Source organism: Brevundimonas diminuta, assembly GCF_050310045.1.
GTDB lineage: Bacteria > Pseudomonadota > Alphaproteobacteria > Caulobacterales > Caulobacteraceae > Brevundimonas > Brevundimonas diminuta_F.
Window position 1 is genome coordinate 440,986 of sequence record NZ_CP190005.1, and the last position, 26,874, is coordinate 467,859.

The following is a 26,874-nucleotide window of genomic DNA, read 5'->3' on the forward strand; positions in this document are numbered from 1 at the left end:
TAAAGCCCAGACGTGCGACAGAAGGAAGTCAGCGGTTGTCCACGGACTTATCCCCAGCAGCGCATTTGGACGGGCGCCGTCCCGAAGGCGGCGAGCGCAGGGCTGGCCTTTGCCCGCTATCGGACGGCATAGGTCGGATGTGCGATTTGACGAACGGTTCATCGAGGAGCTGAAGGCCCGCCTTCGGCCGTCCGACATCATCGGGCGGACGGTGAAGCTCAAGCGTCAGGGACGTGAGTTCGTCGGTCTGAGCCCCTTTTCAAAGGAGAAGTCGCCCAGCTTCTTCGTCAATGACGACAAAGGCTTCTTCCACGACTTCAGTTCGGGCAAGCATGGCGACGTCATCAGCTTCCTGCAGGAGACAGAGCGGCTCAGCTTCGTCGAGGCCGTCAGCCGACTGGCGGGCGAGGCGGGGATGCAATTGCCCGCCGAAGACCCTCAGGCGGCCGAGCGTGAGCAGAAGCGTCAGGGTCTGGCCGACTGGATGGACCTGGCCCAGAAGTGGTTCGCCGCCAATCTGCGCCGCAGCGTCGGCAAGGCGGCGCGCGAATACCTGGAAAAGCGCGGCCTGCCCGAGGACCAGTGGGAGCGCTTCGGCCTCGGCTATGCGCCCAACGACCGCGAGGGACTGAAGCAGGCGCTGGTCCAGCGCGGGGCGCGGCCGGGCGATCTTGTCGAGGCCGGGCTGCTGATCGCGCCGGAGGGCGGGGGGCAACCCTATGACCGCTTCCGCGACCGGCTGATGTTCCCGATCCTGGATGCGCGCGGGCGCATCGTCAGCTTCGGCGGCCGGGCGATGAACCCGGACGACCGGGCCAAATATCTGAACGGGCCGGAGACGGCGCTGTTTCACAAGGGGGCGACTCTCTACGGACTGCCCGAGGCGCGCCGCATTCTGGGAGCCGAGAGCCGGGGCGAGCAGGGGATCATCGTCGTCGAAGGCTATATGGACGTCATCGCCTGCCATCGGGCGGGCCTGCCTGCGGTCGCGCCGATGGGCACGGCCCTGACCGAAGAACAGATGGAGCGGCTGTGGCGCGTCTCGTCCGAACCGGTGCTGAGTTTCGACGGGGACGCGGCGGGCCTGCGCGCCGCCTATCGGTCGATCGAACGGGCGCTGCCGCTGCTGAAGCCGGGCAAGTCGTTCCGGTTTGCTCTGCTGGAGGGCGGGCAGGACCCGGACGACATCCTGCGCGATCGCGGGGCGCCGGCGCTGCGTCAGGCGATGGCGACGACGCGGCCCTTCGCCGAGGTGCTGTTCCGCCGCGAGGTCGAGGCCGAGCCGCTGGATACGCCCGAGCGCAAGGCGGGGCTGAAGGGACGGCTGCGTCAGGCGGCCAACGCCGTGCAGGACAAGGATCTGGCCGAACAGTATCGTCGCGACCTGTTCGATCGCTTCGACGCCCTGTTCCCGCGTCAGCAACAACAGCGGCCGCCCCAGCAGGGCGGACGGCAGGGGCCGGGCGGGCGCTGGCGCGGTCCGCCGCCGTTGCAGGGGCAGACGGTGGAGGGCGCACAGGCCATGAAGGCCCTGTTCCGATCGGTCGAGCCGATCGCCGCGGCTCTGGCCCACGGGGCGCTGGACGACCCGGAACGACTGGACGATCACATGGAAGCGGTGGCGCGTTACGGCTTCGGCGATCCGGCGCTGGATGGGCTGGCGCAGGAGATGGTGCGGCTGCGTTTCTCAGGCCGAACCCTTGACTCCGCCGCCCTGCGCCGCCATCTGGCCCAATCGGGTCATGACGCCATGTTGCGCGAGGTCGAGAAGGCGGCGGCGAAGTCCGGCGCGCCATTCCTGGCTACAGACAAGCCCCTCGGCGAGGCGAGGATCCGGTGGTCGCAGGCGTTCGACGCTCTGACCCGCGCAGCGGCGTTGGACGAGGCGCTCGCTTCAGCAAAGTCGGAGGCCCACAAGGCTTTCGACACCTCGGCTTTCGCTCTGGTGAAGGCCGAGCGCGATGCGTTGCGACGGGCCATCAAGACCGGAACGATTTGGGAAGACTCGGCTTCTTCGTAGTGAACGAAGTTGTCGGGCGTTGTATTTTCGCCGCAGGGGACTGATCACCCCCCGCCGGCCGTGGAGACAGACTGAATGAGCGCGCAGACCGAGACGCAGGACGCCGAAACCAACGCTGACGGGCCCCTGCTCGATCTCACCGACGCCGGGGTGAAGAAATTCATCCGCCAGGCGAAGACGCGCGGCTATGTGACGATGGAGGAGCTGAACAAGGTCCTGCCGTCCGAAGAAGTCACGCCGGACCAGATCGAAGACATCCTGGCCATGCTGTCGGAGATGGGCGTCAACGTCGTCGAAGCCGAAGAGGACGCCGCCGAGGCGACCGGCACCGACGTGGCCGCCGCCGAATCGACCGCAGTCGCCGAAGCGCCCGCCAAGGCCGCCTATGACCGCACCGACGACCCTGTGCGGATGTATCTGCGCGAAATGGGCACGGTTGAGCTGCTGAGCCGCGAGGGCGAAATCGCCATCGCCAAGCGCATCGAGGCGGGCCGTGACGCCATGATCTCGGGCCTGTGCGAAAGCGCCCTGACGTTCGAGGCCATCATGGTGTGGCGCGACGAACTGGCCAACAACCGCATTCTGCTGCGTGAAGTGATCGACCTGGACGCCACCTACGGCATCCTGAACCCGGCCTCCCTGCCGCATAACCAGCCCGCTCCGGCCCAGCCGACCGGCGAACCGGACGGCGACGGCGAAGAAGACGACGACGAGGACTTCGACGACGGCGGCGCCATGTCGATCTCGGCGCTGGAAGCGGAGCTGCGCGACGGCGTCATGGAGGTGCTGGACGCCATCGCCTCGGACTTCGGCGAGTTCCGCAAATTGCAGGACAAGCTGGTCGAGGCGCGCCTGAAGGGCGAAGTCCTGACCGCCAAGGATCAGAAGACCTATGAGGCCCTGTCGAAGGCGATCTCGGATCGCCTGAAGACGATGAAGCTGAACAACGCCCGGATCGAGGCGCTGGTCGACCAGTTGTACGCCATCAACAAGCGTCTGATCGGTCAGGAAGGCCGCCTGTTGCGTCTGGCCGACGGCTACGGCATTTCGCGCCCTGAGTTCCTGAAGGCCTATTTCGGGTCTGAAATGGACCCGACCTGGGCAGAGCGCATCAAGGAAATGGGCGTCCGCTGGACCAAGTTCAGCGAGAACGAAACCGCCCAGATCAACACGATCCGCACCCAGATCGCCGCTGTCGCCACCGAGGCGGGCGTGCCGATCGACGACTATCGCCGCATCGTCCAGATGGTTCAGAAGGGCGAGCGCGAGGCCCGTCAGGCCAAGAAGGAAATGGTCGAGGCCAACCTGCGCCTGGTCATCTCCATCGCCAAGAAATACACCAACCGCGGCCTGCAGTTCCTGGACCTGATCCAGGAAGGCAACATCGGTCTGATGAAGGCGGTCGACAAGTTCGAGTACCGCCGCGGCTACAAGTTCTCGACCTACGCCACCTGGTGGATCCGTCAGGCGATCACCCGCTCGATCGCCGATCAGGCCCGCACCATCCGCATCCCGGTGCACATGATCGAGACGATCAACAAGATCGTCCGCACCCAGCGTCAGATGCTGCACGAGATCGGCCGTGAAGCGACCCCGGAAGAGCTGGCCGAGCGTCTGGCCATGCCGCTGGAAAAGGTCCGCAAGGTGCTGAAGATCGCCAAGGAGCCGATCAGCCTGGAGACCCCCATCGGCGACGAGGAAGACAGCCATCTGGGCGACTTCATCGAGGACAAGAACGCCGTCCTGCCGATCGACGCCGCGATCCAGTCGAACCTGCGCGAGACGACGACCCGCGTGCTGGCCTCGCTGACCCCGCGCGAAGAGCGCGTCCTGCGGATGCGTTTCGGCATCGGCATGAACACCGACCACACTCTCGAAGAGGTCGGCCAACAGTTCTCGGTCACGCGCGAACGTATCCGTCAGATCGAGGCCAAGGCCCTGCGCAAGCTGAAGCACCCCTCGCGGTCGCGGAAGTTGCGGAGCTTCCTGGACAGCTGATCCGGGCGATGAAGATCAAAGGGCGGCTCCTTCGACAGAAGCCGCCCTTTTCTTTTGGGCGCTGCCTACTGCTTCTCGTTGAAGATGGTTTCGAAGCCGCCCCACATCATGCGCTGTCCGTCGAAGGGCATGTCCATGTTCGCCATGGCGGGGTCGTCCTGCATCCTGGCCCAGGCGTCGTCGGCGGTTGTCTTGTCGGGCCAGATCAGCCAGGAGAAGACGACGACCTCGCCTTCTTCCAGCTTTACAGCCATCGGGAAGCTGGTGACCTTGCCGTCGGGCACGTCCATGCCCCAGTTCTCGACGTGGGCCAGCGCGCCGTAGCTTTTGAACAGCGGCCATGCGACGCGGGCGGACTCGATATAGCGCTGCTTGTTCTCGGTCTTAACGGGGGTCAGGAAGCCGGTGATGTAGCTCATCTTGGTTCTCCTCCAGAAGGTTGGTTCCTGTCGTCCCCCGCGCCGTTCAGCGCGGCTTGAGGCGGCGGGTGTCGAAAGGCCTGTCTTTTGAGCATGACCTGCTGCCCAATTCTGTCAGCAACGTCTTTCGGGGCGATAAGGTCCGCCAAGGCGCCCTTCGTCGTCTGAGCTGTCGCCGGTCATGCGTGGGGCGAGTGTCGATGCGGAGTTCAGAAATCTGCTGAAAGAGCGCCGTCAGGACAGAGCCTTGCGGCGATTCCGCGTAACAATGGCCGATTTCGCCCCACCCCGGCCCTTATTCGTGTATAGGGAGCGCCTTTCCCGACGCCCGGCAGGCTGCGACGCCTCGCCGGGCGCGGCCGTTTAACGGTCGCCTCATCTGAATTTCCAGGCCCTTCATGCCCTTTCCCGCGATCCATCCCGCGCTTGACCGCGCCCTGCTGAACAAGGGCTATGCCGAGCCCACGCCGGTTCAGGCCGCAGTGCTGGAAGGCCATGGCGAAGGCGACCTGCTGGTCTCGGCCCAGACCGGTTCGGGCAAGACGGTGGCCTTCGGTCTGGCGGCGGCGCCGACCCTGCTGGGCGAGGACGAGCGTTTCGGCCAGGCGGATACGCCGCTGATGCTGGCCATCGCCCCGACGCGCGAACTGGCGCTGCAGGTCGCGGCCGAGCTGGAATGGCTGTACGCCGAGGCGGGCGCCAAGATCGTCACCTGTGTCGGCGGCATGGACGCGCGCAAGGAAGCCCGCGCCCTGAACCACGGCGCTCACGTCGTGGTCGGCACGCCGGGCCGCCTTAAGGACCACATCGACCGCGGGGCGCTGGACCTGTCGGCCGCTCGCGTCGTCGTGCTGGATGAAGCCGACGAAATGCTGGACATGGGCTTCCGCGAGGATCTGGAATACATCCTCGATCAGGCGCCGGAAGAGCGCCGCACCCTGCTGTTCTCGGCCACCATCGCCCGCGACATCGCGATCATGGCTAAGCGCTATCAGAAGGACGCGGTGCGCATCGACACCGTCGACCGCAGCCAGCCGCACAACGACATCGAATACCGCGCCATGCGGATCGCGCCGAACGAGATCGAACGCGCCGTGGTCAACGTCCTGCGCTATTTCGAGGCGCCGGGCGTGCTGGTCTTCTGCTCGACGCGGGATTCGGTGCGTCACCTTCAGGCGGCGCTGGTCGAGCGCGGCTTCGCCTCGGTGTCGCTGTCGGGCGAGATGGGCCAGCGCGAGCGCAATGAGGCGCTGCAGGCGCTGCGCGACCGCCGCGCCCGCGTCTGCGTCGCCACCGACGTGGCCGCGCGCGGTCTGGACCTGCCCGATCTGGGGCTGGTGATCCACGCCGAACTGCCGATCAACAAGGCGACCATGCTGCACCGCTCGGGCCGCACCGGGCGCGCGGGCAAGAAGGGGATTTCGGTCCTGCTGGTCCCGCACAGCCGCCGCCGCAAGGCCGAGATGCTGCTGGGTTCGGCCGGGGTCGAGGCCGTCTGGTCCGGCGCGCCGACCGCCGATGAAATCCGCGCTCAGGACGAACAGCGCCTGCTGGCCGCCCCCGTCTTCGCCGAGGAAGGCGCCGACGAGGACGCCGGTCTGGTCGAAAAGCTGGTCAAGGAGCGCACGCCGGACGATCTGGCGCGCGCCCTGCTGGTGCTGCTGCGCAAGAACCTGCCCGCGCCGGAAGACCTGACCGATCCGGGCGAAGGCCCGCAACGCAAGCAGCGCCGCGATCGCGATGCCGCGGGCGGCGACGACTACGCGCCTGCGCCGTGGCCGGGCGACCGCCTGCAGCCGGACGAGGTCAGCTGGTTCCGTCTGGACATCGGCCGCAATCGCAACGCCGATCCCAAATGGCTGATCCCGCTGATCTGCCGTATCGGGGGCATAACCAAGCAGCAGATCGGCTCGATCCGCACCTTCCCCGAAGAGACGCGCTTCGAGGTCGCCCTGACCCACGCCGACGCCTTCCGCGCCGCCGCCGCCCAGAGCCGTGAAGAGGCGAAGATCACCCCGTCCGAGGCGCCGACGCCGGGTTCGATGAAGGGCGCCCGCAACCGTAATTTCGAACGCGACGGCGACGCCCGCCCGTTCGCCAAGAAGCCTTTCCGTCGCGACGAGGACGGCCAGGGCCGCCCGCCGTTCAAGAAGAAGCCGTGGAGCCCCGAGGGCGATGCGGGCCGCAGCGCCGATGGCGAGCGTCCCTTCAAGAAGAAGCCCTATGCGCCCCGCGCTGATGCGGCGCCGGGCGAAGGCGGCTTCAGCAAGAAGCCGGGCTTCAAGGACAGGGGCGACAAGAAGCCCTTCACGCCCAAGGCGGGCTTTAAGGGCAAGCCCGACTTCAAGGCGGGGGCCAAGCCTTTCGCCAAGGGGCCGAAGAAGGCCGGGAAACGCTTCGACTGATCGCTGATCCCTGATCGATGATCCGTGACTTGCCCCCGGCGCGATCCGGGGGCAGGCTGCGGCTATGAGCATCGAGCAACCCCAAGGGCGGTATGCCTCGTTCGAGGCCTTCTACCCCTATTACATCCATGAGCACTCCAACCGGACGTGCCGCCGCATCCATGTGGTCGGCACCGGGCTGGTGATCGCGGCCTTCGTGGCCTTTGTGGCGACGTGGAATCCCTCGTGGCTGCTGGCCATGCCGCTGGTCGGCTACGGCTTCGCCTGGGTGGGGCATTTCTTCTTCGAGAAGAACCGGCCTGCGACCTTCAAATATCCGCTGTGGAGCCTGATGGGCGACTTCCGCCTGTTCTTCGAGACGGTCAGCGGCAAGCGGAAGTTCTGAGGCCGTCAGCAGCTTCGGATTTCACGCAGACGTTTCCTATTAATTCGCCGTCATCCTCGGGCTTGACCCGAGGATCGGGTGGTCCGCCTGTGCGACTGGGGCAGGGTGGAGCGCGCCCGGCGCTCGATCCTCGGGTCAAGCCCGAGGATGACGGCAGGTGAGAGTGCGCCGGATCGACGTGGGCAACGAAAAAGGGCGGCCGGTTCGATCCGGCCGCCCTTTTTGTCGTCAGGCTGAAAAGCCTCAGTTCGAGGCCGTTTCCCACGCGGGGGGGCAGCCGTCGAAATCGCCCGCGTCGGCGATGGTCAGGGTCTTCATGTTCAGGTTCATGGCGGGGCGCATCGAGGCGCGGCCGTGGCCGGTGTAGAGGTCGATCTTGGCGCCCTTGATCGCGCCGCCGGTGTCAGAGGCGTACCAGTAGCCGTCGTGGACTTCGCCGTTGTCGAGGCGCAGGCCGACCGTCTCGCGGATGAACAGCTTGGTGCGGCGCGGGATGACGCGGGGGTCGACCGCGACCGTGCGCATCGGAATCGGGCGACAACCCAGAGAATCGTTGCCGGTCGCTCCGCCGCCGCCGGCGTGATAGAGGCGGGCCGAGGCGCGCCAGTCTGGATCGCCGGCCATCAGCTCAAGCTGTTCGGCCGACAGGTCCGCCGTTTCGGCGGAATCGATGGAACCAGGGGCCGTCGCGGCGGTTTCTACGATGGCGGCGTCGCGCGCGACGGCCGTTTCGTAAGGGACAGGCTCTCCGGAACCGGAGAAGGCCATGGTCCACAACATGGCAAGCGCGGCGGCCGTGCTCAACATCGATCAAACTTCATGCAGCACCGGTCCCGACACGCTCCGGCCCGGCGGTTTCTGACGATCAATTGCGGCGCAATTGCGGCGAATGAGATCAGGTGCGGTATCGGCGGTGGATAAGGCGCAAATGAGGCCAGTCTATCTCAGGTTGAGTCGAGACTATCCTGACTATATGAGATCAGTATTGATCGAATTTGAGTTCTATAATTGAGGGGCTGTCTGCGTCGTTAACGTCTTGATCGAGCCCGCTAACACTTTATTGGCAAGAAAAGCTGGCGATGACGCAAAGATAACGGCGGCGTGATCGCTGTTATGGCTGACGTGATCGCTGGGTGGAGGCGGGCGCGGGAATGGGATAAGCCTTCGTTTCCCCTTCTGAAATTTCGCACGGCGCCGTCTCATGAACCGACAAGTCAAACGCCTGATGATTTCCGCCGCCGCCCTGATGCTGGTCGCTGCGCCCGCCGTTCAGGTCGAGGCCTGGGGCAGCTCGGGTCACCGGGTGATCGGCGTGGCGGCGATGCGCCACCTGCCGGGCGATCTGCCGTCCTTCCTGCGCACGGCGGGGGCCGCCGCCGACGTGGGCGAATATTCGCGCGAGCCCGACCGCTGGAAAGGCGCGGGCCAGCCGCACGACCGCGAGCGCGACACCGCCCACTTCGTCGACATGGACGATCAGGGCCGGGTGATGGACGCGCGCGGCATGACGATGGCCGACCTGCCGCGCCTGAAGTCGGAATACGACGCCGCCCTGACCCGCGCCGGTCTGGATGTGGATAAGGCAGGTTATCTGCCCTACGCCATCATGGACGCCTGGCAGAACCTGGAGCGCGACTTCGCCTATTGGCGCGTGCTGAGCGCCGCTGAGGCGCGCGAGCCGGATCTGGCCAAACAGGCCTGGTACCGCGCCGACCGCGAACGCCGTGAACAGCTGATCCTGCGCGACATCGGCGTGTTGAGCCACTTCGTCGGCGACGCGGCCCAGCCGCACCACACGACCATCCACTTCAACGGCTGGGCGGGGGAGACGAACCCCGAGGGCTTCACCCGGTCGCGTCGCACACACGGCGATTTCGAGGGCGCGTTCACCAGTCGGACCCTAAGTCTGGAAGCGGTTGAGGCGACGATGGCCCCGCCGAATGTCGAGGGCTTCGACCTGCGCGCCCGCACGGCCTCGCACCTGAATGCGACGCTGGCGACGGTCATCCCCTTCTATCGGATGGAGAAGGCGGGCGCGTTCAAGGACACGGACCCGCGCGGCGCGGTCTTCGTCAACGAACGTCTGGCGGCCGGGGCGTCGGAGCTGCGCGACTTCGTGTCGGCCGCCTGGCGCGTGTCGGCCAACAGCAGCATCGGCTGGCCCGCCGTCAAGGTCGCCGAGGTGGAGGCGGGCCGCGTCGATCCGTGGACCGCGATGGTCGGCGACGACTGACGCCTTTCGCCGGGCGGCGTGCGGGGGTAGGGGAGGCGGATGACTGAACTCACCCCTCCCGTCGTCATCCTCGACAAGTCCCAGATGGCCGACAACATCGGCGCGGTCGCTCGCGTCATGGCCAATTTCGGCCTGTCGGAACTGCGGTTGGTCAGCCCGCGCGACGGCTGGCCTCAGGAACGCGCCTGGACCACGGCGTCCGGCGCCGACTGGGTGCTGGACGGGGTGAAGGTGTTCTACAGCGTGGCCGAGGCCATCGCCGACCTGCATACCGTCTTCGCCACCACCGCCCGCCCGCGCGAGACGCGCCAGCCGGTCCGCACCCCGCGTGAGAGCGCCCGCATCCTGTATGACGACACTGCGTCGGGGCTGAGGGCGGGGCTGCTGTTCGGCGGCGAGCGCGCGGGGCTGGAAACGGGCGACATCGCCCTGTGCGCCGGGATCACCACCATTCCGATCGACCCGAAGCACCATTCGCTGAACCTGGCGCAGGCGGTGGCGATCAACGCCTATGAGTGGCGCGCCCTGATCCTGGACGCCCCGCCTCCGCGCTTCCGTGAGGGCGAGCCGCCCGCGTCGAACGACCTGCTGCTGGGGATGTATGAGCATCTGGAGGCGGAACTGGACAACGGCGGCTTCTTCTACCCGCCTGAGAAGAAGCGCTCGATGAGCCAGAACCTGCGCGTCATGCTGGGCCGCGCCGCCTTCACTGAACAGGAGGTCGCCACCATGCGCGGCGCCATCCATGCCCTGGCCAAGGGGCGAGGTCGGGTGCTGGCCAAGCTGGCGGCCGAGCGGGCCGAGGCGGCGAAGAAGGGGGAGTAGGCTTACTTCTCAATCCGCTCATCCCGGCGGACGCCGGGATCCAGTGCTTTGGCTTCAAAGCGCAGCGGCTAAGGGTAATGCTTGAGACTGGTGCTCTCACTGGGTCCCGGCGTCCGCCGGGATGAGCGGGGATAGAGCGCGCAGCCCGTTTCTGAAGGAGCCGCATGAAACTCGCCCTCGTCTATCCCCTCGCGGCGCTGGCCGAGATCGGCGGCTGCTTCGCCTTCTGGGCCTGGCTGAAGCTGGATCGCTCGCCGTGGTGGCTGGCGCCGGGCGTGCTGTGTCTGGTCGCCTTTGCGAGGCTGCTGACGCTGGTTCCGGCCGAGACGGCGGGGCGGGCGTTCGCGGCCTATGGCGGGGTCTATATCGTGGCGTCGCTGGCGTGGATGGCGCTGATCGAGAAGACGACGCCGGACCGTTGGGACGTCATCGGCGGCGTGGTGTGTCTGATTGGCGCGGCGATCATCCTGTTCGGGCCGAGGGAGTAGGCCATACGCCTTCGTCATCCTCGGGCTTGACCCGAGGATCGGGTCGTCCGTTTGTGAGGTCGGCGAGGGTGAGCGCGCGGTGCGCTCGATCCTCGGGTCAAGCCCGAGAATGACGGCGAGTGAGAGGCTTACAACGCCCGAAAAACCCCGGCACCGCCTCAGTCGCCGGGCCGTAGACGCCCTCGTCGAACAGGCTTGCGCCCTGCGTCGGCTCCAGATTGATCTCCACCGTCCGCGCCCCGGCCATGCGCGCCAGTTGGACGAAGCCCGCCGCCGGATAGACCGCGCCGGAGGTGCCGATGGAGACGAACAGGTCGCACCGGGCTAGCGCGGCTTCGATCCGCTCCATCTCCAGCGGGATTTCGCCGAACCAGACGATGTGCGGACGCAAGGTTCCGTGCGGGTGATGGGGCGAGGCGTGCAGGACCTCCAGATCATCATACCAGTCGCAGACGGTGCCTGAGGCGGTGCAGCGCGCCTTCTTCAACTCGCCGTGCATATGGATCAACTCGAAGCCCGGCGCGGGCGAGGTCTCCGCGTGCGCCCGGTCGTGCAGGTCGTCGACGTTCTGCGTCACCAGCAGGAAGTCGCCCGTCCACCGCGCCGCCAGTTCGGCCAGCGCCCGGTGCGCGGCGTTGGGGTGGACGCCCGCCAGCTGGCGGCGTCGCTGGTTGTAGAAATCCTGCACCAGAGCCGGGTCGGCGGCGAAGCCTTCGGGCGTGGCGACGGCCTCGACGCGATGCCCTTCCCACAGGCCGTCAGAGGCGCGGAAGGTCGGCACGCCGCTTTCGGCCGAGACGCCGGCGCCGGTCAGCATGACGAGGTTCATGCGGGGCTCCTTGGTGCGGACAGGCGGTCGTGCAGCCAGTCGATCATGGCGCGGACCTTGGGCGGAACGTGGCGAGGGTGGGGGTGGACGGCCCAGACGCCTTCGTCGGGCGGGCGGGCTTCGTCCAGCAGGGATACAAGGGCGCCCGACGCCAGCGCTTCGGCCACGTAGAAGTCGGGCAGTTGGCACAGGCCCAGCCCCTGAAGGGCCGCGTCCAGCACGGCCGCGCCGGAGTTACAGCGCCAGCGGCCGGTGGGGCGAAGCGTCACTTCGCGCCCCGCCTCGGTGAAGCGCCACTGCTCGGCCGAGCCGACCAGGCCGTCGTGGCTGGCGATCTCGGACAGGTCGCGCGGGGCGCCGCGGCGGGCCAGATAGTCGGGGCTGGCGCACAGGATCAGCCGCCGAGACGCCAGCCGCCGCGCCATCAGCCGGGAGTCGGTCAGATGGCCGAACCGCACCGCCAGATCATAACCGTCGCCGACCAGATCGCGCAGCCGGTTGTCGAGGTCGAGTTCGATGCGCAGTTCGGGGTTCAACTTCGCGAAGGCGTTGACGGCGGGGGCGATGAAGCGTTCGCCATAGGAGACCGAACAGGTCATGCGCAGCAGGCCGCGCGGGGCCTGATCGTCGGGCTGGACGGCGGCCAGGGCCTCGTCGCGTTCGTCGATCAGGCGACGGCAGCGGGAAAGGAAGTCGCGGCCCGCGTCGGTCAGCTCGACCCGGCGGGTGGTGCGGTGAAGGAGGCGCGTTTGCAGCCGGTCTTCCAGCCGGGCGATTTCGCGGCTGACGGCAGAGGTCGACAGGCCCAGGCGCTGGGCGGCGGCCGAGAAGCTGGCCTGTTCGGCGACAGCGGTGAATTCGTCGATCCCGTCCCAGCGGCTCATGGGGACGTTGGATCAGGATTGTTGCTAAACGGCAATAATGTTTTGCGGTTGTCGCCGTTTCGACCCGGCCGCATCGGGCGTAGTAAGGTCGCCAATCGTCAAATCTCCCGCCTTAGTCCCTGAAGCAGCGAGCGACCGCGTCGCGAGCGATAGGGACGTCCGAAGGACCAACATCATGAAAACCCGCGCCGCCGTCGCATTCGAAGCCAAACGTCCGCTCGAGATCGTCGAGGTCGATCTGGAAGGTCCCCGCGCGGGCGAGGTGCTGATCGAGATCAAGGCGACGGGCGTGTGCCACACCGACGCCTATACGCTGGACGGTTTGGACAGCGAGGGTCTCTTCCCCTCGATCCTGGGCCATGAGGGCGCGGGCGTGGTGGTCGAGGTCGGACCGGGCGTGACCAGCCTTGAGGTCGGCGATCATGTCATCCCGCTGTACACGCCGGAATGCCGCCAGTGTAAGTCGTGCCTGAGCCGCAAGACCAATCTGTGCACCTCGATCCGGGGCACGCAGGGCAAGGGGCTGATGCCGGACGGCACCTCGCGCTTTTCCTACAAGGGCCAGACCCTTCACCACTATATGGGCTGTTCGACCTTCTCGAACTACACGGTCCTGCCCGAGATCGCGGTGGCCAAGATCCGCAAGGACGCGCCCTTCGACAAGGCCTGCTACGTCGGCTGCGGCGTCACGACGGGCGTGGGCGCGGTGGTCAACACGGCCAAGGTCGAGCCGGGCGCCAACGCCGTGGTCTTCGGTCTGGGCGGCATCGGCCTGAACGTCATTCAGGGGCTGAAGATGGTCGGGGCCGACATGATCATCGGCGTCGACATCAACGGCGACAAGGAGGATTGGGGCCGTCGCTTCGGCATGACCCACTTCGTCAATCCCAAGGACGTGTCGGACGTGGTGGCCCATCTGGTCGAGCTGACCGGGGGCGGCGCCGACTACACCTTCGACTGCACCGGCAACACCGTGGTCATGCGTCAGGCGCTGGAAGCCTGCCACCGCGGCTGGGGCGAGAGCGTCATCATCGGCGTGGCCGAGGCGGGCAAGGAGATCGCCACCCGTCCGTTCCAGCTGGTCACCGGCCGCGTCTGGAAGGGCTCGGCCTTCGGCGGCGCGCGCGGCCGCACCGATACGCCCAAGATCGTCGACTGGTACATGGACGGCAAGATCGAGATCGATCCGATGATCACCCACACCCTGCCGCTGGAACGCATCAACGAGGCCTTCGACCTGATGCATGAAGGCAAGAGCATTCGTTCGGTGATCGTCTTCTAAGAGACGGGTGAAATGAGGCGGCGGGGCGACGATGAGTTATGATCTTCTGGTGTTCGAGCCTGCCGCCGTTCCGGTCGAGCGCGACGCGTTTCAGGCTTGGTACGAAGCCTTCATGCGTTGGGACGGCGCGTGGGACTACAATGATCCCGCCGTCTGTTCGCCTGCTCTGCAACGCTGGGAAGCGGGTATGCGGCGGCGATTCTGGGCGTTTAACGGCCCGCACGCCTCGCGAACAGGGCCGTGGCTCAGGCCTTCCGATTCTGCGGATATCGCCTGTGCGCCCAGCGCGATCTATGCGGGTTTTGCCTGGAGCCGCGCTGAGGTGGCGCAGGAATTGGCGCTCACCCTCGCCAAGCGGCACGGCGTGGGGTTCTATAATGTCAGTGGCGACGGCTCTGTCTGGCGACCAGATATCTGAGCGTGCGCGCTGACTGTCGAAGAGAACAGGGAGGGACTGGCCTATGAGTGACTGGAAACTGCCGTGGACGGGGGCCTGCCTCTGCGGGCGGGTGAAAGTTCAGGTCGCCCAGGCGCCGGTGTTTGCGGCGGCCTGCCATTGTCGCGCCTGTCAGAAGCTGACGGGCGGCGCCTATTCCCTGAGCCTGATGCTGCCCAGCGAAGGGCTGACGGTCGAGGGCGAGACGGAGATCGGCGGCCTGCACAATCCTGTGCCGGAGCATCACTTCTGTCCGTCGTGCAAGACCTGGCTGTTCACGCGCGGCATCGCCGGGGGTCAGTTCGTCAACCTGCGGCCCAGCCTGCTTGATGATGGGGCGTGGGTCGTTCCCTATGCCGATACCTGGACGGCGGAGCGCCTGCCGGGCGTGCAGTCGGGGGCCAAGGTCGGCTATCCTGAATTCCCACCGCCCGAGGCTTACGGCGAATTGATGGGGGCTTACGTCCGCGAGGGCGCGCGTCCAGAATGAAGCTGCACTGAGCAGATGCAGCAAAGTTCGTTGCCAAACGAAACTTACTCGGTTTAGCTTGCCGCGCCCGGCGTGATGACCGGGTGGATCTGGGAGGATCAACATGTTTACGCACGTCACCGTCGGGGCCAATGACCTCGAGGCCTCGCACAAATTCTATGACGCCGTTCTGGGCGCGCTGGGCCATCAGCCGGGCACGCCCAGCGAGGCGCCGATGCCGGGCGTCTGGTATATGACGCCGCGCGGAATGCTGGGCGTGGTCCGGCCGCGCAATGGCGAGGCGGCCTGCCACGCCAACGGCGGCACCATCGGCTTCTTCGCCAGCAGCCCCGAGGCGGTCGTCGCCTTCGCCGAGGCCGGGGTTGCGGCGGGCGGCACGGCGATCGAGGATCCGGCCGGGCCGCGCAACACGCCTTTCGGACCCATGCACCTGGCCTATCTGCGTGATCCGTCGGGTAACAAGATCTGCGCCGTTCACCGGCCGGGCTGAGGATTGAGACGATGAAGATGAAGGCGGCGACGGCGTCGATCATGGCCGTTCTGGCCGTTACGGCGCTCGCCGCCTGTAGTCCGGGCGAAGCGCCTGCGCCTGCCGAGCAGAGGGCGCAGGCGTGGGACCGCAAGAAGGTGGTGCTGTATCTGCCGGACCGGGTGATGAAGGAGCGGATCGAGATCGCCGACCTGTCGCCCTATCTGACAGCGGTGGATGAGGCGGTCGCCGCCGCCGCCAGGGCCCAGCCGACGCAAGGCGGCGCATCCGGCATGATGCTGCTGATGGTCAAGCCGGGCGAGCGCTCCAGAGCCTGGATCGTCACCGGCGAACCGGCGATGAAGCCGGAGGTCGTCGAGGCGCTGACCAACGCCGCCGGGACGGTTCCGGCGCCGTCGGTGCGGCAGGCGCCGATTCTGGTGGGCCTGCAGTTCGAGGCCTGGGGCGGCGGCGCCCAGCCCGAAGGCGCGGTCGCCCCGATCCCGCGCGACTGGTACGCGCATTTCTCTGAAGACGGCGGCGTCCTCGATGACGCCCTGATGGCCAGGGTCTGGCCGGACTGATCTGGAGTTTTTAGTCTGATGGAAACGGTCAAGAGCCACGTCGTTCACGGCGGCACGCTGCGCTATCTGAAACACGACAGCGCGACGACGGGCACGCCCATGACCCTGTCGGTCTTTGTTCCGGAGGGGGAGGGGCCGTTCCCCGTCCTGATCTGGCTGTCGGGTCTGACCTGCACCGAGGACAACTTCACCACCAAGGCCGGGGCCTATAAGGCCGCCGCCGCGCATGGCGCCATCATCGTCGCGCCCGACACCTCGCCGCGGGGGGAGGGCGTCGCCAATGACGACGCCTATGATCTGGGGCAGGGCGCAGGCTTCTATGTCGATGCGACGCAGGCGCCGTGGGCGCCGCATTTCCGTATGGAGAGCTATGTCACGGGCGAACTGATCGATCTGATCGACGCGGCGTTCCCGACGACGAAGACGCGCTCGATCTTCGGCCATTCGATGGGCGGGCATGGGGCGCTGACGCTGGCGCTGCGTCATCCCGAACTGTTCCGGTCGGTGTCGGCCTTTGCGCCGATCTGCTCGCCGACGCGCTGTCAGTGGGGCGAGAAGGCCTTCAGCGCCTATCTGGGCGAGGACCGGGCGGAGTGGGTCAAGCATGACGCGGCGCTGCTGATCGAGGGCGGGGCGGCCAAGGGTGTATTCGACGACATTCTGGTGGATCAGGGCGACGCCGATTCCTTCCTGACCGATCAGCTGAAGCCGGAACTGTTGAAGACGGCGGCGCAAAAGGCCGGACAGGGGCTGACCCTGCGCATGCAGCCGGGCTATGACCATTCCTACTTCTTCATGGCCAGCTTCGTGGACGACCATGTGGCCTTCCACGCCAAGCGGCTGAAAGCCTGAGTGTGATGACCGACGCCGCCCCCGATTTCGATTCCATGTTCGCGGACCTGTGCAATCAGGTCGGCTTCTGCCTGCATGAAAAGGGGCAGAAGAAGGTGATCGCCGCCCTGCCCAAGGGGCTGGACGCCGCCATGCGCGCTGTCTTCGCCGCTGAGGGCGTGGACGAGCCGAACGCGCCCGGCGACCTGAAGCGCGCCGTACGCGACTGCATCAAGGCGCACGTTAAGCGTTAAATCGACGGAAATTCCTCCGAGAGGCGATCAAGCCTTGCAGGCGGCGACTGTGCCGTTAGCATCCCCGATCAATGCTTTTTGGGAGGAAGGCTCATGATGGATCGCCGTCGCCTGCTGATGTCGGTCGCCGCCGGAGGGGCGCTGGCCGCCGTCGGCCCGATGCGCGCTACGGCTCAGGTTGGGGCGCAGGGAGGAGCTCAGGCTTCGGCCCCTAACGCCGCCACGACGCAGTTCCACGCCCTGATGGACCGCATCGCTGACGAGATGCTGCTGTCGGACCCGGAAATGCTGACCATGCTGGGCATGGACCGGGGGCCGAAGGCGAACGCTCGCTTCAAGCTCAGCGACCGTTCTCAGGCCAAGATCGACGCGGACAAGGTGCGGTTCAACGACGGCATGAAGGCGGTGAAGGCCATCGACCGCGCGCAACTGGGCGCCGCCGATCAGATCTATCACGACACCCTGACCTTCTTCGGCGACACGGTGCAGGAGGGGTATCGTTTCCCCTATGGCGGCGGCTTCTTCCCGTCGCCCTATACCGTCAGTCAGCTGGGCGGCGCCTATCAGCAGGTGCCTGACTTCCTCGACAGCCAGCACCGGATCGAGACGGCCGAGGACGCCGAGGCCTATCTGTCGCGCCTGTCGGACTTCGCCAGAGGGCTGGACGACGAGCGGGCGCGGATGCAGGCCGAGTTCGCCGCCGGGGCCGTGCCGCCGGACTTCGTCATCGACCGCACCCTGACGCAGATGGACGCCCTGACCGGAACGCCTGTCGCGGATTCGGTGATGACCCGTTCGATCGCGCGGCGCGCGGCGGAAAAGGGCATTGCGGGCGACTGGGCCGATCGGGCGGCGGCCATCCTGACCCGTGAAGTCTATCCGGCGGTCCAGCGTCAGGCTGAGGCATTCAAGGCCGTGCGGCCCGGCGCGACCCATGACGGCGGCGCCTGGCGTCTGCCGGACGGCGAGGCCTATTACCGTTATGGCCTGAAGTTCTACACCACCTCGGGCATGACCCCGGACGAGGTGCATGAGATGGGACTGGAGCAGGTGGCCGAAATCTCGGCCCGCGCCGACGCCCTGTTGAAGGCGCAGGGCATGACGCAGGGCACGGTGGGGGAGCGCATCGCCGCCATCGGCCAGGATCAGCGCTTCGTCTATCCGAACACGGATGAGGCCAAGGAAGAACTGCTGCAGGAGCTGAATGTGCAGATGGTCGCCATGCAGGCGCGTCTGCCCGATTATTTCGGCCGCCTGCCCAAGTCGCCGGTTGAAATCCGCCGCGTGCCCAAGGCCATCGAGGCCGGCGCGCCGGGCGGCTATTACCAGTCGCCGGCCCTGGATGGGTCGCGGCCGGGCGCCTATTACATCAATCTGCGCGACACGGCGGAATGGCCGAAATGGATGCTGCCGACGCTGACCTATCATGAGGCGACGCCGGGCCATCACCACCAGATCGCCCTGCAGCAGGAAAAGTCGGACACGCCGCTGCTGATGAAGGTCATGGGTTTCTCGGCCTATTCGGAAGGCTGGGGCCTGTATGCCGAGCAGCTGGCCGATGAGATGGGGGTCTATGAGAACGACCCCTTCGGACAGGTGGGCTATCTGCAGTCGCTGATGTTCCGCGCCGCGCGTCTGGTGGCGGACTCCGGCCTGCACCACAAGCGCTGGAGCCGCGAGCAGGGCATTCGCTACATGGTCGATGTGCTGGGCGACAAGGAAAGCACCATCGCCACCGAGATCGAACGCTACTGCGTCTGGCCGGGGCAGGCGTCCAGCTACAAGGTCGGCCACACCACCTGGGCGCGGCTGCGTGAAGACGCCAAGCGTCGCCTGGGCCCGCGCTTCGACATCAAGGGCTTCCATGACACGGGCCTGAACCTGGGCGGCGTGCCGCTGACGGTTCTGGAGCGGACCATGAACGCCTGGACGCCGGTCTGACGACGGGCTGAGTTTACCGGACGCGCCGGTCCTTCATTGAGTGTGATGAGAGCAACGCCCGGCGCGGCGCGGCTCTGTTGGGGGAGTATCCAATGATCAATCGCCGCAATCTTCTGCTGAGCGCCGCGGCCACCGCTGCGGTCGCGCCTGCGCTGGCGCAGTGCGCTGCGCCGGGGGGCGACGCCGATGCGCGCCTGAACGCCCTGCTGGACGGCTGGTTCGAGGCCGACATTGATGAGTCGCCCGAGCGCGCCACCAATCTGGGTCTGGACAAGGACGCCCGCGCGGGCCTGTCGGCCAAGCTGAGCGAGGCCGGACCGGACGCCATCCGCAAGGATCGCGAAAAGGCGGTCAAGCGCTGGGACGAACTGAAGGCGTTCAACCAGAAGGGCCTGTCCGAGGCCGGGGCGCTGAACTACGCCATCGCCGCCTTCGGGCGCGAGACCTCGGCGGAAACGGCGCGCTTCGACTATGGCTCGGGTCCGGGCCGCCCGTCGCCCTATGTCGTGACCCAGCTGTCGGGTTCCTATTTCTCCATGCCCGATTTCATGGACAACCAGCACCGCATTGAGGATGCGGCGGGCGCCGACGCCTTCCTGTCGCGTCTGGAGGCCTTTGCGGGCGTGCTGGACGGCGAGACGGCCAAGGTCAAGGAAGACGCCGGTCAGGGCGTCATCGCGCCGGACTTCATCATCGACCGGATGCTGCCGCAGATCCGCACCCTGCGCGACACCCCGGCCGCCGACATGGCCATGATCAAGTCGCTGGTCCGCAAGGCGGGCGCACTGAACCTATCGGGCTATGATGCACGCGCCGCCGCCCTGGTGGACGAGAAGATCAAGCCGGCGCTGGCCCGTCAGATCGAGGCGCTGGAAGCGATCCGTCCGAAGGCGGTTCATGACGCGGGCGTGTGGCGCCTGCCGGAAGGCGAGGCCTTCTACGCCGCCGGGCTGAAGTCGAACACGACGACCACGCTTTCGGCCAAGGAAATCCACGCCATGGGCGTCGAGCAGGTGGCGGAGATCACCGCCGAGATCGACGGCATCCTGAAGTCGCAGGGCATGACCCAGGGCACGGTCGGCGAGCGGGTTCAGGCCCTGAACAAGGACCCGGCCCAGCTGTTCCCCAACACCGACGCGGGCAAGGAAGAGCTGCTGAAGTGGCTGAACGAACAGGTCGCCGCGCTGGAGCCCAAACTGCCGACCGTCTTCGGCCGCCTGCCCAAGACCCACGTGGAAATCCGTCGCGTGCCGGTGTCGATCCAGTCGGGCGCGCCGGGCGGCTACTATCAGGGGCCGCCGCTGGATGGCTCGCGTCCGGGCGCCTATTACATTAACCTGCGCGACAGCGGGAACTGGCCGAAGTTCGCCCTGCCGACCCTGACCTATCACGAGGCCTCGCCGGGCCACCACCTGCAGGTGGCGCTGCAGCGCGAGTCGGGCGAGCTGCCGCAATGGCGCCGTGCGGGCGGCTTCTCGGCCTATAACGAAGGCTGGGCGCTGTATGCCGAGGCCGTCGCGGCGGACGATCTGGACGCCTATGCGACTGATCCGCTGGGCCGTGTCGGCTTCCTGATGTCCTATCTGTTCCGCGCGGTGCGTCTGGTGGTCGACACCGGCCTGCACTCCGAGCGCTGGAGCCGTGAACGGGCGGTGGAGTATATGGCGGCTTCGGGCGCCAAGCCGTTGGACGCCTCTAACAGCGAGATCAACCGCTATTGCGTCTGGCCGGGTCAGGCCTGTTCCTACAAGGTCGGCCACACGGTCATCGCCCGCCTGCGCAAGGAAGCCGAGGCCAAGCCGGGCTTCGACCTGCGCGCCTTCCACGACAAGGTGCTGGGCAGCGGCTCCCTACCGCTGGCGGTGCTGGAAGGGCGCATGCGCGCCTGACGCGCGGCGGAAGCCTGAAACGAAAGACGGCCCGGACGTTTGCGCGTCCGGGCCGTTTTCATGTTCAGGTCCGAGGGCTTAGCTGGCCGCGCGCCAGGTGGTCGGCCACAGCTCCTGCGGAACAGCGGTGCAGCTGGGCATGGATTTTTCGTCCAGCAGGGCGAAGCGCTCGCCGGTCCAGGCCCAGGTTCCCATGCGGCCGCAGTCACCGATGCCGCGCCCGCGCCCGAAGGCGAACAGGGTGCGGGTCTTGGGCTCATAGCGGCTGTTGACCAGTTCGTCGTTGCTGCCCGTGGCCATGGGAAAGTTGACCGGCTGGGGCGCCGTGCCGTCCGCCGGGGTGATGAAATAGACCTGGTTGAAGTTATAGGCGCCCTCGCCGCACGGCACGCTCCACAACAGCTTGTCGGAGGCCAGGCGGGACACCACCACATTCGGCTCAAACCTTTCGCCCTTGCGGGATGTGGCCAGGCATTCCATCACCCTGGGGTGGGCCAGCAGGGACGGCGACAGGTCGTCCTGCCTCAAGCCGTCCTGAGACACGGCGGCGGCGATGTTCACGCGCGGCGCAGCGGGCGCCGCAGGTACGCTGGCGGCCGGACGGTCGCCGCGGCGGATCAGGGCGGTGGGCGTGTTCAGCCGTCCCTGACGCTCGTCGATCCACAGGAAGGCGGCGGCGGCCCCGCCCAGGCTGACCTTCATCTGCTTGTCGCCGCGCCGGATCGACATGGCGGCGCCATTGCCCAGATCATGGATCAACTGAGCCGAGGGGCGGGCGAAGGCGATGACGTCGCCCTCTTCGTCCATCTTGGTGTTCTCGCCTGCATAACGATGGCCGTCGATCTCGGCGTAGACGGAGCCTTCGCCGTCCTCCAGACCCCAGCCGCCCATGTGAACGACCGGGCGCGCGTCCGGGCCGGGCGCCAGGGACACCATGACGAAGCCCATCTGGTTGGCGCCGGGGCCGAAGGCGGCGCAGTGGTTGGTGTTGTCGCAGGTGGCGGTCCAGTCGCGGAACTCGCGCGTCACGCTGGCGGGATTGGCGGCGACCTTGACGACAGGCGCGGCGGCTTCCGCAGGAGCTGATGCGGCCGGGGCCTCTTTCGCCGTGGCGTCATCGCCGCCCTTGCAGGCGATCAGGGCGAGCGGAAGAAGGGCGACGGTGGCGGCGAACCGCAGGCGGCGAGGCGTCATCAGGCGTTCCATGCATTGTACGATCGGCGACGCCAAGCGTAGCCGTGAAAGCCAAGCGGGCGAACGCCTGTTTCGTTCCGACGAAGACGTTCATGCCGTGCGGCTTTCGTCCCCTTTGCGCCCGCGCGCGGGGGTCGCTATATCCCCTTCACGAATTCCTTCCCTGATTGAGAGACAGAGGCGTAAGCATGGCCAAGATCAAGGTCGCCAATCCCATCGTGGACATCGACGGCGACGAAATGACCCGCATCATCTGGCAGATGATCAAGGACAAGCTGGTCTTCCCGTATCTGGATCTCGAACTCGACTACTACGACCTCGGCATGGAAAGCCGTGACGCCACCGACGATCAGATCACGATCGACGCGGCCCACGCCATCCAGAAGCACGGCGTCGGCGTGAAGTGCGCCACCATCACCCCGGACGAGGCGCGCGTCGCCGAATTCGGCCTGAAGAAGATGTGGAAATCGCCGAACGGCACCATCCGCAACATCCTGGGCGGCGTGGTCTTCCGCGAGCCGATCATCTGCTCGAACGTGCCGCGTCTGGTGCCGGGCTGGACCCAGCCGATCGTCGTCGGCCGTCACGCCTTCGGCGACCAGTACAAGGCCACCGACTTCCTGATGCCGGGCGCCGGCACCCTGTCGATCAAGTTCGTCGGCGACGACGGCCAGGTGATCGAGCACGAAGTCTACAAGTCGCCGGGCGCCGGCGTCGCCATGGGCATGTACAACCTGGACGCCTCGATCCGCGAGTTCGCACACGCCTCGTTCGCCTATGGCCTACAGCGCAACTACCCGGTCTATCTGTCGACCAAGAACACCATCCTGAAAGCCTATGACGGCCGCTTCAAGGACATCTTCCAGGAAGTCTTCGACGCCGAATACGCCGAGGAATTCAAGAAGCGCGGCCTGACCTATGAGCACCGCCTGATCGACGACATGGTCGCAGCCGCGATCAAGTGGTCGGGCGGCTTCGTCTGGGCGTGCAAGAACTACGACGGCGACGTGCAGTCGGACATCGTGGCGCAGGGCTTCGGCTCGCTGGGCCTGATGACCTCGGTGTTGATGACGCCGGACGGCAAGGTCATGGAAACGGAAGCCGCCCACGGCACCGTGACCCGTCACTACCGCCAGCATCAGAAGGGCGAGGCCACCTCGACCAACTCGATCGCCTCGATCTTCGCCTGGACCCGCGGCTTCAAGCACCGCGCCAAGCTGGACGACAACGCCCAGCTGGCCGAGTTCGCCGACACGCTGGAGCGCGTGGTCGTCGAGACCGTCGAGTCGGGCTTCATGACCAAGGACCTGGCCCTGCTGGTCGGCGATCAGCAGTCCTGGCTGACCACCGAAGGCTTCCTGGACAAGGTGTCCGAGAACCTGAAGAAGGCTCTGCCGGGTATCGGCTGAGCTTAGCTCAGAATGACATCAAGGCCCGCCGGAGCGATCCGGCGGGCTTTTTTGTTGTGCGGGTCGAGCCGGTGAAAACACGCATTGAACCCGCCTGCGATCCATGTCCCTAATCCGCCTGGGGATTTTGGCGCCGTTTCGTCGTTATCGCGTCGCGTTCGTAAGGCAGGGGAGGGCCGATGAACCGCAAACTGATTATTCGTCTGGGGCTGGCGGCGGCGGCCGTCTTCGTGGTCGCCTACGGCGCTTCGCCCCTGCTGGCGGCGCGGTCTCTGGTGCAGGCGGCCAAGGCCGGGGACGCGCAGGGGCTGGAGCGCCAGGTCGACTTCCCCGCGTTCCGCGCCAGCCTGAAGGACGAGCTGAACGCCCGGATGATGGTCGAGATGCGCAAGGACAAGCGCCTCGGCGACAGCGGCCTGTCGGGGCTGGGGATGCTGTTGGCGCCCGCTCTCGTCGGCGGGGCGGTCGACGCCTTCGTCACCCCGCAGGCGATCGCCCTGATGGTGCAGGAGGGCCGGGCGCCCAAACCCGAGATCACGCGCCGGGAGCCTCAGGAGCCGAAGTCCGACGACAAGCGCGTGCGCCAGTCCTGGGGCTATCGCGACCTGGACACCTTCGCGGTCACCTTGACCCGCGACGACCAGCCCGGCGAGCAGGTCTCCCTGCTGATGAAGCGCCGCAACCTGGTCGGCTGGAAGCTGGCGGGGATTGATCTGGGAACGCCGGAGTAGGCTTCTCCTCCCCATGCAATGGGGAGGTGGATCGGCGGCCTAGCCGCCGAGACGGAGGGGCTGCTTGGTTCCGTCGTCCTTGATCCCCGCCTTGGCCCCTCCACCGCTTCGCGGTCCCCCTCCCCATTTCATGGGGAGGAAAGAAAAAGGGCGGCGCATCGGAGGCGCCGCCCTTCATCGTTTCCGCCTGGGAGGGCGATCAGCCCTTCAGCGCGTTGCGGATGGCGTTCAGGCCGTCCTCGGCCTTGGAGCCGTCAGGGGCGCCGCCCTGGGCGAAGTCGGGCTTGCCGCCGGCGCCCTTGCCGCCCATGGCGATGACGGCGTCGCGGGCCAGGTCGGCCGCGTTGACCTTACCCGCCATGTCCGGCGTCGCGGCGACGGTGATGGCCGCCTTGCCGTCGGTGACGCCGACAAGGGCGACGACGCCCGAGCCGAGCTGCTTCTTGAAGTCCTCGGCCACGCCGCGCAGGCCCTTGCCGTCGACGCCGTCCAGAACACGGGCGATCAGCTTGATCCCTCCGATCTCTTCAGGCGCGGCGTTGGCGCCTGCGCCGCCACCCAGCGCCAGCTGCTTCTTCAGGTCGGCGACCTGCTTCTCCAGCGTCTTGACCGAGGCCTGCAGGCCCTCGACGCGGGCCGGAACCTCGGCGGGCTGGATCTTGAAGCCCTGCGCCAGGTGGCGGGCGACATTGGCCTGATCCAGCAGGAAGCGGCGGGCCGCCTCGCCGGTCAGGGCCTCGACGCGGCGCACGCCGGCGGCCACGCCGCCTTCGGACACGATCTTGAACAGGGCGATGTCGCCGGTGTGGAAGACGTGGGTGCCGCCGCACAGCTCGACCGAATAGGCGCCCGGACCCGACAGGGCGCGGCCGATGGTCAGGACGCGGACCTCGTCGCCGTACTTCTCGCCGAACAGGGCCACGGCGCCCGCCGCGATGGCGGCGTCGGGCGTCATCAGTTCGGTCGTGACCGGGACGTTCTGGCGGATGACCGCGTTCACCTCGTCCTCGACGCGGGCGATTTCCTCGTCCGTCATCGGGGCGTTGTGGCTGAAGTCGAAGCGCATCCGCTCGGCGTCGACCATCTGGCCCTTCTGGGCGACGTGGGCGCCCAGCACGTTCTTGACGGCGGCGTGGAACAGGTGGGCGGCCGAGTGGTTGGCGCGGGTGGTCGGGCGCGAGCCTTCCTCGACCGTGGCGGTCACGATCGCGCCGGTGGCCAGCGCGCCCTTGGTCACTTCGAGGGTGTGAACGTGCAGGTCGCCGCCGTGCTTCTTGGTGTCCAGGACGCGGCCTTCGCCGCCGCTCCAGACGAAGGCGCCCTTGTCGCCCGCCTGGCCGCCGCCTTCGCCGTAGAAAGGGGTCTTGTCCAGCAGCACCTCGACCGTCTCGCCGGTCGCGGCGGACGCAGCCTCGGCGCCGTCCTTGACGATGGCGATGACCTTGCCTTCGCCGGTCTCGGACTCATAGCCGGTGAATTCCGTGCCGCCGTGCTGGTCGCGCAGGGACAGCCAGGCGCCGGCCGAGGCCGTCTGGCCCGAGCCCTTCCAGTGCTCGCGCGAGCGGTCGCGCTGTTCGGCCATGGCGGATTCGAAGCCGTCGACGTTGACGCTGTAGCCGCGACGGCGGGCCTCGTCCTGCGTCAGGTCAAGCGGGAAGCCGTAGGTGTCGTACAGGGTGAAGGCCGTCTGGCCGTCCAGCATGTCGCCCGCCTTGAAGTCGGCCGTCGCCTGATCGAACAGGTTCATGCCGCGGCCCAGCGTGGTGCGGAAGCGGATCTCTTCCTGCTTCAGAGTGTCCTCGATGAAGGCCTGGGCGCGGCCGAGTTCGGGATAGGCCTCGCCCATTTCCTCGACCAGGGTCGGCACCAGACGGTGCATCAGCGGGTCCTGGGCGCCCAGCAGGTGGGCGTGGCGCATGGCGCGGCGCATGATGCGGCGCAGGACATAGCCCCGACCCTCGTTCGAGGGGGTCACGCCGTCGGCGATCAGGAAGGCGGTCGAGCGCAGGTGGTCGGCGATGACCCGGTGCGACGGGGCGCGCTCGCCCTCGGCCTTGGTGTGGGTCAGCTCTTCGGAGGCCGCGATCAGATTGCGGAACAGGTCGACTTCATAGTTGGAGTGGACACCCTGCAGCACGGCGGCGATGCGCTCCAGACCCATGCCGGTGTCGACCGACTTCTTGGGCAGTTCGCGAACGATCTCGTCGTTCTCCTTCTCGAACTGCATGAAGACATTGTTCCAGATCTCGACGAAGCGGTCGCCGTCCTCGTCCGGCGAACCGGGAGGGCCGCCGAAGATGTGGTCGCCGTGGTCGTAGAAGATCTCGGTGCAGGGACCGCACGGGCCGCTGTCGCCCATGGCCCAGAAGTTGTCGGCGGTGGGGATGCGGATGATCTTCTCGTCCGCGAAGCCCGTCACCTTTTTCCAGATGTCGAAGGCCTGATCGTCGGTATGATAGACGGTGACCAGCAGGCGGGCAGGGTCGAGGCCGAATTCCTTGGTCAGCAGGGTCCAGGCGCGCTCGATCGCGTGGTCCTTGAAATAGTCGCCGAACGAGAAATTGCCGAGCATTTCAAAGAAGGTGTGGTGACGCGCGGTATAGCCGACGTTGTCCAGGTCGTTGTGCTTGCCCCCGGCGCGAACGCATTTCTGCGAGCTGGTGGCGCGGTTGTAGGGCGCGGTCGCCGCGCCGGTGAAATAGTCCTTGAACGGCACCATGCCCGCGTTGACGAACAGCAGGGTCGGGTCGTTCTGCGGCACGAGCGGAGCCGACTGCACCTTCTCGTGGCCGTCGGCGGCGAAGTAGTCGAGGAAGGTGGAACGGATCTGCTTCAGGCTGGTCATGGGCGTATCGCTCTGGAACTCGGGCGCGCGGGA

24 protein-coding genes are annotated in these 26,874 nt (G+C 66.9%); 18 read left to right on the forward strand and 6 right to left on the reverse strand.

Going from position 1 to position 26,874, the window contains the following annotated elements; translation table 11 throughout:
* The first annotated feature begins 139 nt into the window (after positions 1-139).
* Positions 140-2,020, forward strand: coding sequence for a DNA primase (gene dnaG / locus ACORJG_RS02155; protein WP_427791220.1), 1,881 nt, complete (start codon positions 140-142; stop codon positions 2,018-2,020).
* A gap of 75 nt (positions 2,021-2,095) precedes the next feature.
* Positions 2,096-4,018, forward strand: a complete 1,923-nt coding sequence (gene rpoD, locus ACORJG_RS02160) for an RNA polymerase sigma factor RpoD (RefSeq protein ID WP_427791222.1) — start codon at positions 2,096-2,098, stop codon at positions 4,016-4,018.
* A gap of 65 nt (positions 4,019-4,083) precedes the next feature.
* On the opposite strand, the gene ACORJG_RS02165 is transcribed toward rpoD, so the two are convergent.
* Entirely contained in the window at positions 4,084-4,437 is a 354-nt protein-coding gene (locus ACORJG_RS02165) for a DUF1428 domain-containing protein (RefSeq protein WP_427791224.1), read from the reverse strand.
* A gap of 398 nt (positions 4,438-4,835) precedes the next feature.
* Here ACORJG_RS02165 and ACORJG_RS02170 point away from each other — a divergent pair, with 398 nt between their 5' ends.
* On the forward strand, positions 4,836-6,842 hold the full coding sequence (locus tag ACORJG_RS02170) for a DEAD/DEAH box helicase (RefSeq protein WP_427791225.1): 2,007 nt from the start codon (positions 4,836-4,838) through the stop codon (positions 6,840-6,842).
* Positions 6,843-6,906: 64 nt separating this feature from the next.
* Positions 6,907-7,227, forward strand: a complete 321-nt coding sequence (locus ACORJG_RS02175; RefSeq protein ID WP_427791226.1) for an Mpo1-like protein — start codon at positions 6,907-6,909, stop codon at positions 7,225-7,227.
* Positions 7,228-7,470: 243 nt separating this feature from the next.
* On the opposite strand, the gene ACORJG_RS02180 is transcribed toward ACORJG_RS02175, so the two are convergent.
* On the reverse strand, positions 7,471-8,034 hold the full coding sequence (locus tag ACORJG_RS02180; RefSeq protein ID WP_427791227.1) for a 3D domain-containing protein: 564 nt from the start codon (positions 8,032-8,034) through the stop codon (positions 7,471-7,473).
* Positions 8,035-8,428: 394 nt separating this feature from the next.
* Here ACORJG_RS02180 and ACORJG_RS02185 point away from each other — a divergent pair, with 394 nt between their 5' ends.
* The 3 genes from ACORJG_RS02185 to ACORJG_RS02195 all read left to right on the forward strand — a co-directional run bounded on the left by ACORJG_RS02185 (position 8,429) and on the right by ACORJG_RS02195 (position 10,773).
* Positions 8,429-9,460 (forward strand): S1/P1 Nuclease, encoded by a 1,032-nt coding sequence (locus tag ACORJG_RS02185; RefSeq protein ID WP_427791228.1) that lies wholly within the window; start codon positions 8,429-8,431, stop codon positions 9,458-9,460.
* Positions 9,461-9,499: 39 nt separating this feature from the next.
* A complete protein-coding gene (locus tag ACORJG_RS02190) occupies positions 9,500-10,285 on the forward strand; it encodes an RNA methyltransferase (protein ID WP_427791230.1) in 786 nt (261 codons plus the stop codon).
* A 164-nt stretch (positions 10,286-10,449) separates the two neighbouring features.
* Positions 10,450-10,773, forward strand: a complete 324-nt coding sequence (locus tag ACORJG_RS02195) for a YnfA family protein (protein WP_427791231.1) — start codon at positions 10,450-10,452, stop codon at positions 10,771-10,773.
* Between the two features lie 97 nt (positions 10,774-10,870).
* Here the strand turns inward: ACORJG_RS02195 and ACORJG_RS02200 are convergent, their stop codons facing one another.
* Together ACORJG_RS02200 and ACORJG_RS02205 are read right to left on the reverse strand one after the other, a co-directional pair.
* Entirely contained in the window at positions 10,871-11,602 is a 732-nt protein-coding gene (locus ACORJG_RS02200) for an NAD-dependent deacylase (protein ID WP_427791233.1), read from the reverse strand.
* Positions 11,599-12,486 carry a LysR family transcriptional regulator gene (locus ACORJG_RS02205; RefSeq protein ID WP_427791235.1) on the reverse strand — a complete coding sequence of 296 codons (888 nt, stop codon included), beginning with the start codon at positions 12,484-12,486 and terminating at the stop codon, positions 11,599-11,601. Before ACORJG_RS02205 ends, ACORJG_RS02200 begins: the two co-directional genes overlap by 4 nt.
* A gap of 175 nt (positions 12,487-12,661) precedes the next feature.
* On the opposite strand from ACORJG_RS02205, the gene ACORJG_RS02210 reads away from it, so the two are divergent.
* The 9 genes from ACORJG_RS02210 to ACORJG_RS02250 all read left to right on the forward strand — a co-directional run bounded on the left by ACORJG_RS02210 (position 12,662) and on the right by ACORJG_RS02250 (position 20,662).
* Positions 12,662-13,768 (forward strand): S-(hydroxymethyl)glutathione dehydrogenase/class III alcohol dehydrogenase, encoded by a 1,107-nt coding sequence (locus tag ACORJG_RS02210; RefSeq protein WP_427791237.1) that lies wholly within the window; start codon positions 12,662-12,664, stop codon positions 13,766-13,768.
* A 49-nt stretch (positions 13,769-13,817) separates the two neighbouring features.
* Positions 13,818-14,186: a hypothetical protein gene (locus ACORJG_RS02215; RefSeq protein WP_427791239.1), complete on the forward strand. Its 369-nt coding sequence runs from the start codon at positions 13,818-13,820 to the stop codon at positions 14,184-14,186.
* A gap of 43 nt (positions 14,187-14,229) precedes the next feature.
* Positions 14,230-14,694 (forward strand): GFA family protein, encoded by a 465-nt coding sequence (locus tag ACORJG_RS02220; protein ID WP_427791241.1) that lies wholly within the window; start codon positions 14,230-14,232, stop codon positions 14,692-14,694.
* Between the two features lie 103 nt (positions 14,695-14,797).
* On the forward strand, positions 14,798-15,184 hold the full coding sequence (locus ACORJG_RS02225) for a VOC family protein (RefSeq protein WP_427791242.1): 387 nt from the start codon (positions 14,798-14,800) through the stop codon (positions 15,182-15,184).
* Between the two features lie 11 nt (positions 15,185-15,195).
* The gene (locus ACORJG_RS02230; protein WP_427791244.1) at positions 15,196-15,747 is read left to right on the forward strand and encodes a hypothetical protein; all 552 of its coding nucleotides are present in this window, start codon (positions 15,196-15,198) and stop codon (positions 15,745-15,747) included.
* 18 nt (positions 15,748-15,765) lie between these two features.
* The gene (gene fghA, locus ACORJG_RS02235) at positions 15,766-16,599 is read left to right on the forward strand and encodes an S-formylglutathione hydrolase (protein ID WP_427791246.1); all 834 of its coding nucleotides are present in this window, start codon (positions 15,766-15,768) and stop codon (positions 16,597-16,599) included.
* Positions 16,600-16,604: 5 nt separating this feature from the next.
* Positions 16,605-16,832 carry a hypothetical protein gene (locus ACORJG_RS02240; protein WP_024354558.1) on the forward strand — a complete coding sequence of 76 codons (228 nt, stop codon included), beginning with the start codon at positions 16,605-16,607 and terminating at the stop codon, positions 16,830-16,832.
* Between the two features lie 93 nt (positions 16,833-16,925).
* Positions 16,926-18,773, forward strand: coding sequence for a DUF885 domain-containing protein (locus ACORJG_RS02245; protein WP_427791248.1), 1,848 nt, complete (start codon positions 16,926-16,928; stop codon positions 18,771-18,773).
* 92 nt (positions 18,774-18,865) lie between these two features.
* The gene (locus ACORJG_RS02250; RefSeq protein ID WP_427791250.1) at positions 18,866-20,662 is read left to right on the forward strand and encodes a DUF885 domain-containing protein; all 1,797 of its coding nucleotides are present in this window, start codon (positions 18,866-18,868) and stop codon (positions 20,660-20,662) included.
* Between the two features lie 78 nt (positions 20,663-20,740).
* Here ACORJG_RS02250 and ACORJG_RS02255 read toward each other — a convergent pair whose 3' ends face one another.
* Positions 20,741-21,856: a DUF1176 domain-containing protein gene (locus tag ACORJG_RS02255; protein ID WP_427791252.1), complete on the reverse strand. Its 1,116-nt coding sequence runs from the start codon at positions 21,854-21,856 to the stop codon at positions 20,741-20,743.
* Positions 21,857-22,044: 188 nt separating this feature from the next.
* On the opposite strand from ACORJG_RS02255, the gene ACORJG_RS02260 reads away from it, so the two are divergent.
* Together ACORJG_RS02260 and ACORJG_RS02265 are read left to right on the forward strand one after the other, a co-directional pair.
* Positions 22,045-23,265, forward strand: a complete 1,221-nt coding sequence (locus ACORJG_RS02260; RefSeq protein ID WP_003167160.1) for an NADP-dependent isocitrate dehydrogenase — start codon at positions 22,045-22,047, stop codon at positions 23,263-23,265.
* Positions 23,266-23,444: 179 nt separating this feature from the next.
* A complete protein-coding gene (locus tag ACORJG_RS02265; protein ID WP_427791254.1) occupies positions 23,445-23,996 on the forward strand; it encodes a DUF2939 domain-containing protein in 552 nt (183 codons plus the stop codon).
* Between the two features lie 199 nt (positions 23,997-24,195).
* Here the strand turns inward: ACORJG_RS02265 and alaS are convergent, their stop codons facing one another.
* Positions 24,196-26,841, reverse strand: a complete 2,646-nt coding sequence (gene alaS, locus ACORJG_RS02270; protein ID WP_427791256.1) for an alanine--tRNA ligase — start codon at positions 26,839-26,841, stop codon at positions 24,196-24,198.
* Positions 26,842-26,874 lie beyond the last annotated feature (33 nt).